An 8,416-nucleotide genomic window follows, 5' to 3' on the forward strand; every position below is an offset into this window, starting at 1 on the left:
GAACATCACCCGGGCCCCGACTGGCACGCCAGTACGGCCGACGTTCACACGAACGAGCGATCACGAACCGAGAGAAAGGGGACTTAACGTCCTCTGATGTCGAATGCGCGCGTGGTCGGGCCCGCGTCGCGCCCTGTGGTTGCTGGAGGCCGACGTAGGGTGACTGATCCATGTCGAGTGCCGGCCTCCAGGCGTCCGTCAGCAAGTGGAGGAGCTGTGTATCCCGCCGAGCCGGCGGATCTCCTCCAGCGGGTAGGGGGTTTGCCTGCTCTGGCGCTGGAACTTGCGGTTGAAGTCGGACATCACTGCGGCGATGGGGGCGTGCCGGGCGAGGATTGCCGCGGCCTCCTCTGGGATTCCCGTGGGGCGCTTGCCCTCGGCGTAGGCGCGCACCAGCGCGTATCGGCCCTCCCGGTCCTCCCTCTGGTATCCGTACAGAGCGGTGACCAGCCAGTTCACCAGGTATGTGGCGGTGTAACAGCGGTCGTAGGTCTGGTGCCGGTCGAAGAAGTCGGCCTCGTCCTGCGACAGCTCGAACCCGGAGGACATGGCGAGGCCGTAGTCCGCGAAGTAGAGGCGCCGGCCGTCGGTCAGGATGTTCTCGAAGTGCGCGTCGAAGTGAAGGAGCCCGCGGCTGTTCATGAACGCGGTGCCGGCTGCCAGTTCCCTCTCCACCATGGAGCAGGCTCGGTTGGCGGTTTGGTCTCCCGCTTCGACCTGGGCGCCCAGCCACTGGTGCAGGTTGTGCGGGATGTATTCCAGGAACAGCGCGACGCTCGCCGAGGACTGCTGGAGGGCCTGGATCCGGCGGCGCACCTGCGATCCGCCGCCCCAGTAGGCCACGGCCCGTTCGATGTCGGCCAGTTCTTCGGGCAGGGGCGTCGAGTCCGGCAGCACCCTCCAGTGGTACATCAGGGGGAAGCCCTCGTGTTCCGCCGCGAGTACCCAGTTCGTCGTCATGGTGTGCACGGCGAGCTCTCTCCAGGCCCCGAAGCCCGGCCCTCCGATGGTGCCGACGCCGTACTGGCAGAAGACGGGCACATCGAACAGATTCGCCGTGGACCGGACATGCGCAGGTTCCCTCTCCAGGTCGGTGAGGGGTACCCGCTTCACGAAGACCGGGGTTCCGGCGAACTCCAGCAGGGCCGACTTCCCGCCGATGCCGAATCCGATCGGCACCGCCGTGTCCACGAGCTCGCGCAGAGCACGGTCGCTGCACAAGGCCAGGGATGTGGAGACGGCGCTATGGCCGGTCAAACGCGCACCGCGCGACATGTCAGGGCACTTCACTACGGCCTCCACCTTGGGTGCCGACCTCGATTCTGCAATGGCTGGGCAGTCCCGCCGAGCGCAACGACTCATGAATCTGCGGTTTACCTCCGGAACGGGCAGAGGGCGTCCAAGATCAGTTTGTGACGACCGACCTGAACACCCTCGCGACGGCACTCTATGTGAAAATCGACGACGAGATCGGAGGAACGCGATGGCTCGGCAGACCGCCATTGCTCAGCGACTCCGAACTCCTCTGTCCGGCGGTGGCCCAGGCGCTGGGTGGACTACCGCTCCAAGGCACGCTGGCTGCGCTTCGCCCGCAAGCACCTGCTGGACATGTTCCCCTACCTGCCCCAACGGCCCGGCTACCACAAGCGACTCACGGCCGCGCTGCCGTTGCTCAAGCACATGATCCGGGAACTGACGCGAGACAGCGACTGCCCCTCCGCCGTGGCCGGGACAGGGCATGGAGGATCCAGTCGTCACCACTGCGGGCGTCGGCCTGGACGCGCCTCACGTCAATCGCCCCGCCGCCCCGGCCGTGCCGGGCCAGGAGCCGCGTAAGCCGGACGACCCCCGCACGGGTGGATACGCTGACGGAATGACTGGAGTACTGGAGTTCGGTGCGCTGCTGGCGCGCCTGATGGGGCATCGAACGATCGACGCCTCGGTGCTCTCGACGGCGGCCGGCACCGACCTGGAGGAGCTGCGGGCCGTACTCGGCGGGCGGCCGCCGGCCGAACGGCTGCTCCGGGAACTCGCGCCGGTGCTCGGGCTGCATACCGCCGACTTGTTCGTCCTGGCCGGGCAGCCGGTGCCTGACGACCTGACACCGGTCACCCGCAATCCGCACTGGTCGGTCAGCCGCGTCGTCTACAACGCGATGGTCATGCCCGCCGGGAACCGACCCCTGCTACTGGGCGCGATCCGGGCGCAGCCTCTGGTGCGGCGGGAGGGGCGGGGTGGGATCGGCCGACCGTGCCACCGGTATGGTCCGGGTTTCGGTGCGGTGCTCCTGGAGCTCGCGCACAGTCGGAACCTGGCGTGGGCGTGCACGGCGAAGGCCCTGTACGCGGTGAGTGACGGGGGTATCTACCTGGCGGCATCCACCATCGGCGGGATCGGCCGCGGCACAGTCGGTGTGACCCCCGAACTGGTCGCTGGCTTCGCGGGGGTGCTCGGCATTCCCGCCCGTGATCTGGCGGTGCTTGGCGGCATCCGCCTGCCGGGCGACCTGCCGCCGCTCCACCCACGGGCAGCCGACGTGGCCGCCGTCATCTGGGAAGCCCGCCGCCTGACCACTGCCCAACTCGACGAGGTCCACCTCGCCTCCCGCCACCTGGCCGGCCGCTGACCGCCTCCCCATCATGGCTCCGGGCACCACGAGGCCGGCCACGACCGCGAACAGCCACCGGCGCAGCACCTGCGTGCCCTCGAACGTTGACCGGCCGGGTTGCTACAAGGGCATGTAGGTCTGGTACTTGCCTTGCAGGGATGAGTCGGCTGCACTGGCCACATCGGACCGGGGACCGGCTGCGCATGCGTGGAGAAACCTCGTGACCTGGGGACCCGGCCAACCCGCTGCGGCAGCCGCGGCCCAGAACCGGAGACCGTCGTAAGGGTCCAGGGGCTCAAGGAAGTCGAGGACGTGGTCGATCGTGGCCGTGTCCAGGCAGAGGCGCTGCATGGCGACGGCGCGCAGGGCACCGTCGGCAAGCATCGGGGTGCCGCTGTCCAGGCACCAGCGCAGGGAATCGGCTGTGGCCTCGGGAACGCTCAGCCGGACGATCGCGTCGCCGAGTCGCTCCTGGACCAGCTGATCAACACCAGCCACCAGGTCATCATCAACGGACCCAGCTAGCGGCCCAACAAGCGACCCAAGAACCCCACCGATGACCGCTGACACACGATCTCGACCACGTACCGGGAGGCCCTTACGGGTCGACACAGCCCACCTACGGACGCGTCCGGGTCTCCCATCGATCTGCGACCGCCGCCCGGACCTCGGCCACCGCGCGTTCGCGATCGACCAGCGGCGGCTGGAACTGGCCGCTGGACAGTCGGACGTGCTCCTCCCAACGGTCCTGCCAGAACTCCACCGTCCAGCCTGGCCATCGCTGCGGCATCTCGTATGCCTCGGCTGACGCCCCGAGCACCCACCAGCCCACCCTGCGCCGAACCGGATCGACATGGACCCCGGCTTCAGCCGGCATACGACACACCCCCTGCTCCGGACCGCCCATCAGCCGGTCGAGAAGTGAAGTCCCCTCCCGGATCGGATGGTCGGACACGTTCGCCACCACATAGCAGCGGTCCGACCCAACCGTCACCACCACGACCATTGGCTCGGGGTCCGCCAAGTCCTCCGCATCCGGTTCCAGCAACTCTCCAACGAGAACATCACGGTCACGGTCGCGAACGAGCTCAGGATCCAGCCCCAGGTAAGTCCGCAACTCCGCGGGACCGTCGTACGCCCACCGCACATGCCAACCCGCCCAGGCCTCTCGCAACAGCTCCAGGGCCGCAGCCCTGTGACGCATCACGGCACTCGGCCCCTCCCACGCGAACATCAGCAGCACCCTACGACCGAGGTCGATCAGCGCCGCCCCCTGGCAGAGCACATCGTCCAGCCACCAGTCATCCGCACTCAGCCGCTGGACCATCGAGAGCGCTTCCCTCGGCCCGGCCAGCAGGTCGAGGTCGATCCCCACCGCACCGAACCGGGAGAGATACAGCTCGTAATCACCGCTCTCGCGGACAACGACAAAGTTCGCACGGTCAGCCACGTGCCCAGGATGGCCAACATAAGAAGCCTGCCACCACCGAATTTGCGCAGCCGCAATGCCGTGCCCGTCCCGGAAGCCGTCGCGGCTCGCCCCGGCCGTCCGTCAGTCAGCGGGCCTGCTCGCAAACGGCGCAGTGCCAGCCGCGATCGCGCGTATGACCCTCAGCAGCCCGGCCGCGTCCGCCAGCATCGCCTGCCACCCGGTCCGCCCCGACGTCCTCATCCTCGACGACTTCGCGATGCGCCAGCTCACCGCCGCCCAGGCCGACGACCTCTACGAGCTGGTCAGCGAGCGGCAAGGCCGGTCCTTGATCATCACCAGCAACCGGGCCCCGGCGACGGGTATCCGCTCTTGCCCAACCCCGTCGTCGCCGAATCGCTCCTGGACCGGCTGATCAACACCAGCCACCAGGTCATCATCAACGGACCCAGCTACCGGCCGAACAAGCGTCCCAAGAAGCCTTCCGAGAATGGAAGTTAGCCGGTGATGGTGCCACTCAGAGGCTCAGACGCTCGGCAGGTAGGCGTCCTGGGACTGCGGATCCCATAGGACCAATCGGTACTCCCCGGCAAGCTCCTCGATCGCCTTGATCGCGGCGTCGCTCTTGGAGGAGAAACTCAGGTTCATGATCACGTGGTCGATGCCGACTGCCAACGGCGTCGACATCCAGGGCGAGTCCGCCGAATAGGGCGGGTAGTCGGGGAACTGCAAGCGCAGCCGCTCATAGAACCCGACTACCCGTTCATCCAGTTCTCCCTCGTCATGATGCAGGGAGTTGCACTTCTCGAACATCGCACGCGCTGCCGCGGCATCAGCCGAAGTGCCCATCGCAAGAACTGTCAGGTCGAAGCTCATGGGATCATCCTCCCAGCCTTGGCTGAGAGCGTGGTGGTGAACCGGTCTGTAGCTCGATGGCCAGCAGCGTTTTGGGTGGCTGTGGTGTCGGGGTGGCCGGCTGCGGGCAGCCAGCGGGGAGTTGGCCTGGTCGTGGAGGTGCAGGATGCCGTCGGTGATCGCGTTGCTGGAGGTCCGGGAGGCGCGGGCCCGGGAGGATCTGGAGTCCTGGCTGGAGATGCTGCGGGAGGCCGAGGTTCAGGCCGAGGCGGCCCGGCAGCGGCTGGAGCACGCGCGGATCGCCCGCGAGGAGGTCGCGCGCATGTTCGCCGAGGGGACGGTGCTGCCCGAGGGGGATGACAGGGCGTCGACCGGGCGGGCTGCGGTGGAGGAGACCGGGCCGGCGCCGGCGGGCCCGGTGCTGCGGGAGGGTTACGATGCCCGGCCGCCGGTCTGGCAGCCGGGCCTGGGGGCTGATGCGTTGTGCGGGGCGTACCGGCAGGTCTTCGAGACGGTGCTGGCCGGGCCGGGTCCGGTCACGGTGCAGGAGCTGACCCGGGCGCTGGGGCGGGACGCGGCGCGGTTGAACGAGGTGGAGAAGGTGCGCCACCGCGCTTATGCGCTGGAGGCGCGCGGCTGGCTCGTGCGTGAGCGGGGCCTGTTCAGGCCGGCCGCGGGTCCAGCCGCTCGTGGCGGAACTCCGGCCAGTGCAGACGTTCCTTCGCCGGCTTGCGCGTCAGCGTGATCAAGGCAGCCCACCACACCATCTGCGCGTGGTGATCGGGCCGGCGCTCGTGGTCGCGATTCAGACGCCGGGCCCGGGAGAGCCACCCCAGCGTGCGCTCGACAACCCACCTGCGCGCGAGCACCACGAATCCCCTGGTCCCGTCCGGGCGCTTGACCACCTCGACCCTGACCCCGTGCGCCGCGAACGCGTCCGCCAGCGCCGGGCCCTGGTAGGCGGTGTCCGCCCGGACCAGTCTCAGCAGGCGTCCGGGCTCGGCCATGAACGCGTCGATCAGTTGCGGGGCGGCAACCGAGTCGTGCACGTTCGCGGGCGTGACGGTGACCTCCAGCAGCAGGCCGCCCGTGTCAGTCAGGACGTGCCGCTTGCGTCCGTCGCGCCGCTTGTTGCCGTCCACCCCGCGCGTGGCAGCCGGGCAGGTCTCCGAGCCGTCCACCGACTGCGCGTCCATCACCCCCGCGCTCGGCTCGGCCGCCCGACCTTGCCGCACCCGCTCCAGGCGCCGCAGGCGCTGGTAGAGCTCACGCGCGTAGCCGTGGCGTGACCAGCGGCGGAAGAAATCGTAGACCTTGCGCGCGGCGGGCAGGTCGACGGGCATCGCCCGCCACTTCACGCCGTTGTCGACGAGGTAACGCACCGCGTCGAACATCTCCCGGTGGCAATGGGCCTCGGGGCGTCCACCCCGGCCCTCCAGCCACGCCGGCACCGGCATCGAGGCCCTGACCTGCACCCATTCTGCATCCGTCATGTCCGACGGATAGCGCGGCCCGCGCCGACCAGCCGGGATCGCCCCGTACTGGTGCACATAGCAGTCACACGCCAGGGTGACCGAAGTGGCACCGGACACCTCCGGGATGGTGAACTGAGACAGCAACGGGCCTCCTGCGGCGGAGAGTTGGTCGACAACCTCATCTCTGCCAAGAGGCCCGTTCGCCCATGCGCGCCCGCCGACAGGAACAATCATTCGAGGCATCAACCCCGTCGCTCCCCACCGAACACTGCCCGGTTCACCACCACGCTCTCAAACGCGCCGAGTCGACCAGCCCGCTGCCACCCATCCCGCTGACACCACCCCACATACTCACATGTAGGACGCCTTGGAGGCTTCCAGCCATTCATCGACCATGGTGGAGAGTGAAGGAAACCTTTCCTTCATGGACTCCCCGAGCTCGACCAGCTCGGCCCAGGAGTCGGCCATGAACGCCTCGCGCAGCCCCATCGCGACAGCTACTCGGAACTCGTCGCCGGACGTGAGCCACGTCTTTCCGATGTCGAAGATCCTCCCCGCCTCCGGAGCGAGGATCCACGTCAACGACAGAAGCTGCTCGGAGAGATACCCGGGGGGCAGGTTCGGGGCCCTGTGCTCCACCAGGTAGTCCATAACGTCCTCGATGTCCATCCGCAGCCTCCGGTTGATCCGAGTCCCAACGCTGGCGCCGACTGGCCCTGGTCCGCCGTCCGCCCGCTTCACCACCGTGAATGTACTCACGGAATCCAGGGACCGGGCCCGGCCGCATGACGTCAGTGGCCACCATTCCGGAGCCCGGGGACGGACTTTGGCGCTCGGGTGCAGGCGGACGGTGCCTCGCGGCGCAGCAGCAGCACGTCGAGGGCGCAGGCCGGGACGACGACGGCAGGACGGGCCGCCGGACCCGTGCCGACAGCAGCAGCCAGGGCATCGCCGTGCGGATGGACCTGAGCGGGCCGGTGCGCAGCACCGAGACCGGCCGGGGCGGGGCAGAAGGCCGGGGCGGGGCGCAGCGGCGCGGGGTCGCACGGTGGGGCGCTGTGGGCGGGCCTGTGGCCGGGATGGCGGCGAGGGGCGGCCTGGCCAGGCGAGGCGCCGAGCAGGCCAGGGCGGGGCAGGACAAGCGTCAAGGACGGTCAGGGGAGGGTGGCTGGCAGGGGCCTGCGGGGGTCGGGCAGGTGGGTACGTGCCGCTTCCCCATGGCGATGGGGCGCAGGGTCAGGTGGGCACTCCGGCCGCTGTCCACGCGGCGGTGATCCGGCGGTACGCCCGGGCAATGGTCTCTCCTCGCTGTTCGTTCAGGACGACGGCGGTGGCCACCACCTTGACGTCCGGCAGGTCGAGCATCAGCACCGCCACCACCCTCTCCAGGTCCGTGGTAAAGTGCTCCACCGTGCGCGCCGGGGTGAACAGCTTGTTGCCCAGGTCCTCCAGGAGTTCGCGCACCATGTCCGTGTCCGGGTCGCCGGCCGCCGTCCGGCGCAGGACCAGCAGCACATCCCAGAGGGCTTCCAGCTTCCAGGCGGGCAGCGCGCACAGCACCACCTGGCCGGCGCGGCCGTCCTCAGGAACGGATGCGGACAGGTCCGTGATGGCCCGGGCCGCGATCCGGTAGGTGTTCGCGGGCAGCAGGCAGCGGTTGTCGTCCCGCCAGGCGTTCGCCGCGGCCGCCGAGGCGAGATGGTCCAGCACCTGGTCGTCGAGGTAGGCGACATCCCGGATCCAGCCCGGGCGGCCCGGGAGCGCGGGCGCCGGCTTCCCCGAGCTGGGCGATGCCGCGGGCATCAGCAACGACCTGACCCACTCGCAGCTGGTCGCGGTCTCCGCCGCATCGAACCGGGCGAAGGCCGACAAGGGGCCGGACCAGTGGAGGCCGCCGCTGCGGTCGTACTGATGCACCTACTCCCCCGCCTGGACCGACATCAAGTACGTCTACGGCCTGAGCACCACGGTGAGCGAGAAGAACGCCCTGATCGAGATGCTTGACACCTGCTCGTAGCGGACGCGCCCGGCCTGCCCCGGCTCGGGGCC

At 69.1% G+C, this 8,416-nt stretch carries 10 protein-coding genes; 3 read left to right on the forward strand and 7 right to left on the reverse strand.

The window, feature by feature from the left end:
- Positions 1-198 precede the first annotated feature (198 nt).
- Positions 199-1,275: a protein kinase family protein gene (locus ACFU7Y_RS34260; RefSeq protein ID WP_380770699.1), complete on the reverse strand. Its 1,077-nt coding sequence runs from the start codon at positions 1,273-1,275 to the stop codon at positions 199-201.
- 598 nt (positions 1,276-1,873) lie between these two features.
- On the opposite strand from ACFU7Y_RS34260, the gene ACFU7Y_RS34265 reads away from it, so the two are divergent.
- Entirely contained in the window at positions 1,874-2,626 is a 753-nt protein-coding gene (locus tag ACFU7Y_RS34265) for a hypothetical protein (protein ID WP_380770700.1), read from the forward strand.
- A gap of 102 nt (positions 2,627-2,728) precedes the next feature.
- On the opposite strand, the gene ACFU7Y_RS34270 is transcribed toward ACFU7Y_RS34265, so the two are convergent.
- On the reverse strand, positions 2,729-3,106 hold the full coding sequence (locus ACFU7Y_RS34270; RefSeq protein WP_380770701.1) for a hypothetical protein: 378 nt from the start codon (positions 3,104-3,106) through the stop codon (positions 2,729-2,731).
- Between the two features lie 121 nt (positions 3,107-3,227).
- Complete coding sequence (locus ACFU7Y_RS34275) at positions 3,228-4,058, reverse strand: hypothetical protein (protein ID WP_380770702.1); 831 nt, start codon at positions 4,056-4,058, stop codon at positions 3,228-3,230.
- Between the two features lie 154 nt (positions 4,059-4,212).
- Between ACFU7Y_RS34275 and ACFU7Y_RS34280 the strand changes: the two genes are divergently transcribed.
- Positions 4,213-4,452, forward strand: a complete 240-nt coding sequence (locus tag ACFU7Y_RS34280) for an ATP-binding protein (RefSeq protein WP_380770703.1) — start codon at positions 4,213-4,215, stop codon at positions 4,450-4,452.
- 110 nt (positions 4,453-4,562) lie between these two features.
- Here ACFU7Y_RS34280 and ACFU7Y_RS34285 read toward each other — a convergent pair whose 3' ends face one another.
- Positions 4,563-4,913 (reverse strand): hypothetical protein, encoded by a 351-nt coding sequence (locus tag ACFU7Y_RS34285; protein WP_380770704.1) that lies wholly within the window; start codon positions 4,911-4,913, stop codon positions 4,563-4,565.
- Between the two features lie 145 nt (positions 4,914-5,058).
- Here ACFU7Y_RS34285 and ACFU7Y_RS34290 point away from each other — a divergent pair, with 145 nt between their 5' ends.
- Positions 5,059-5,637: a hypothetical protein gene (locus ACFU7Y_RS34290; protein WP_380770705.1), complete on the forward strand. Its 579-nt coding sequence runs from the start codon at positions 5,059-5,061 to the stop codon at positions 5,635-5,637.
- On the opposite strand, the gene ACFU7Y_RS34295 is transcribed toward ACFU7Y_RS34290, so the two are convergent.
- From ACFU7Y_RS34295 to ACFU7Y_RS34305, 3 genes are all read right to left on the reverse strand, one after another.
- Positions 5,555-6,511, reverse strand: a complete 957-nt coding sequence (locus ACFU7Y_RS34295; RefSeq protein WP_380770706.1) for an IS5 family transposase — start codon at positions 6,509-6,511, stop codon at positions 5,555-5,557. The two genes, ACFU7Y_RS34290 and ACFU7Y_RS34295, sit on opposite strands and share 83 nt — an antisense overlap.
- Before the next feature lie 207 nt (positions 6,512-6,718).
- The gene (locus tag ACFU7Y_RS34300; RefSeq protein ID WP_380770707.1) at positions 6,719-7,036 is read right to left on the reverse strand and encodes a hypothetical protein; all 318 of its coding nucleotides are present in this window, start codon (positions 7,034-7,036) and stop codon (positions 6,719-6,721) included.
- Between the two features lie 567 nt (positions 7,037-7,603).
- Positions 7,604-8,284: a hypothetical protein gene (locus ACFU7Y_RS34305; protein WP_380770708.1), complete on the reverse strand. Its 681-nt coding sequence runs from the start codon at positions 8,282-8,284 to the stop codon at positions 7,604-7,606.
- Positions 8,285-8,416: the final 132 nt, after the last annotated feature.

Source organism: Kitasatospora sp. NPDC057542, assembly GCF_042801945.1.
Taxonomy (GTDB): Bacteria; Actinomycetota; Actinomycetes; order Streptomycetales; family Streptomycetaceae; genus Kitasatospora.